The organism is Rhodococcus sp. (in: high G+C Gram-positive bacteria), from assembly GCF_049286785.1.
Lineage (GTDB): Bacteria > Actinomycetota > Actinomycetes > Mycobacteriales > Mycobacteriaceae > Rhodococcus_F.
The window spans coordinates 1-1,946 of the sequence record NZ_JBAQEO010000015.1 but is presented as its reverse complement, the minus strand read 5'-3'; the positions used below and the strand labels follow the sequence as shown (position 1 = coordinate 1,946).

3 protein-coding genes are annotated in these 1,946 nt (G+C 67.4%); 2 read left to right on the top strand and 1 reads right to left on the bottom strand.

The features are described from left to right. The first annotated feature begins 14 nt into the window (after nucleotides 1-14). Nucleotides 15-842 (top strand): hypothetical protein, encoded by an 828-nt coding sequence (locus WAW17_RS00610; RefSeq protein WP_422331094.1) that lies wholly within the window; start codon nucleotides 15-17, stop codon nucleotides 840-842. Then, nucleotides 839-1,108: a hypothetical protein gene (locus WAW17_RS00605; RefSeq protein ID WP_422331093.1), complete on the top strand. Its 270-nt coding sequence runs from the start codon at nucleotides 839-841 to the stop codon at nucleotides 1,106-1,108. The genes WAW17_RS00610 and WAW17_RS00605 overlap by 4 nt, the downstream gene beginning before the upstream one ends. 98 nt (nucleotides 1,109-1,206) lie before the next feature. On the opposite strand, the gene WAW17_RS00600 is transcribed toward WAW17_RS00605, so the two are convergent. Next, nucleotides 1,207-1,536 carry a DUF2510 domain-containing protein gene (locus tag WAW17_RS00600; RefSeq protein ID WP_422331092.1) on the bottom strand — a complete coding sequence of 110 codons (330 nt, stop codon included), beginning with the start codon at nucleotides 1,534-1,536 and terminating at the stop codon, nucleotides 1,207-1,209. Nucleotides 1,537-1,946: the final 410 nt, after the last annotated feature.

Below are 1,946 nucleotides of genomic sequence, written 5' to 3'. Positions count from 1 at the left end.
ACAGAGGAGCACACATGACCAGCACCACTTACGACTTCGCGGGCGAGAGCAGCACCGAGCATTTCGACACGCGTCCGCAGGCGAAGCCGCGCGTCTGGCTGACACCGGACCTCGTCGGACCAGCAGGCGAGCAGATCCGCGACCGGCTCGACTTCGCCGGGATCGCGGACCCGTTCCGCAAGGTTCGGCACCGCCTCGACGAGTCCGTGCGGGAAGCGGCGAGCGTGACCGAGGACGACGTCCTGGCCGCAGCGCTCGAGCAGGCGGGCCGCAGGGAGAAGGTTTCGACCGATCTCCTCGAGGATCTCGCGACCGTCCGGCGGGCCCAGGAACGCTCGGACGCCGCAGTCGGCGCACACTTTCGCCTGACGCGGCTACAGGCGGAAGCCCACAGCGCACGGGTACGCGACGCCGAGCGGGACCTGTGGGCAATCGTCGACACCGAGTTGCGCGGCATCCTCTCCGACGCCGAGCGCGTCCTCGAGGCGATACGCGACGTCGAGAACGCCGAGCAGGCGATCGAACTCGACGCGGTCGACGAGTGGCGGGAGGCGAAGGAACTCGGCGCACGCTGGCTCGACGCGCAGCGGGCCCGGCTGTGGGTTGCGATCGCGCTCGGCTGGGGCTTCGGCGACATCACCAACCCGCATCTCTCGGCGGACACACTCGCTTCGCGAGACGGACAGGGTCGCACCAAGGCGGACGTCGGACGCGTGGCCTGGTCCCAGCAGTTCGCCGGGGAGCCGACCGCCGAGACCGACACCGCTCGCGACGTCCTGGACTGGTGGGTCTCGCTGCCCGCCGACGAGCGTCCCGACGTCGAGACCGCGGTAGCGCTGTGAGCGCCAACGGCTTCGGCCGCTACCTCGACGAGCCCGGGCAGTCGGTCCAGTACGAGACGCTGGCACAGGCGGGGAAGGCGCAGCGCGCGCGGAAGGTGCGCGTGGTGCAGTCGACACCGGAAGCGGCCGAGCGGACCCGGAGGGCCCGCGACCGTGACGGCATCCGAGCAGAGAACGAGCGCAGACGGACGGAGCGGGACGCACACCGTGCCGCCGAGCCTGTGATCGATCGCGGCATCGGGAAGTACCTCGACCCCGCCGAATAGGTTCTAGCGCGTCAGCGTCGAGCACGGCCACGGTATTGCACCGGGGAGGGCCGTGCTCGGCGCTGGTGTTCTCGCCGTCAGGCTCGACGCTGGGTCACTTACTGCCGGGGCAAAGTGGCGGAGGTCCACTCGGAGCCGTTGAACCAACGGTTTTGCGTAGGGTCCTGTTGATCCGGATACCAGCCCGGAGCCATACCCTGAGTTGGTGGAGTCACGAATTGCACTGGGGGTGGATGCTTGTCCCCAATGCGGACGAGAGCGCGGATCGCGAAGAAGATGACAGCGCCGACACCTATGACGATCGCGAAGAATGTCAGCTCAATCAGGGTCACGCCGTTACCGACTCCGGAGAGGAGTAGAACCACGGCCGCTACGCCACCGAGTATCCAGAGGATCCGCCGCATGCGTGCGCCCTGTTCGTCATCCATGCGACACTCATACCACGCGCTTCGGTCATGATGTGGACGACCCACACTGGACCCCTGGGGGTGGGGAGGTCCCCCGGCACCCTCGTCGTCGGGGCAGCCGCGTACTGGCGAATCCGACGTGAGCAGTGCGAATGGTTCTCGCCGCAACGCTCGGTGATCGGCGCTCGCGGCCGGGCAATTGCCGCTTTGGGGCTGTCAAGCCGCGCAGATTTGTACGCGTGCTGCGTGGGCTGTTGTCTTGAGCACGCGGTGCTGCAGTGGACAACTCGCAATTTGCCAGGATGATGCCCTGCTGACTCGCTGTTGCTAGCCGGCCGGCTCTCTGGGAGTGACTTCGACACCGCGCCTTGGCGGTCAATACGAATCTGGCGTGACATTATGTGCCGATGAGTGCAGCGGCCGGTGAGACG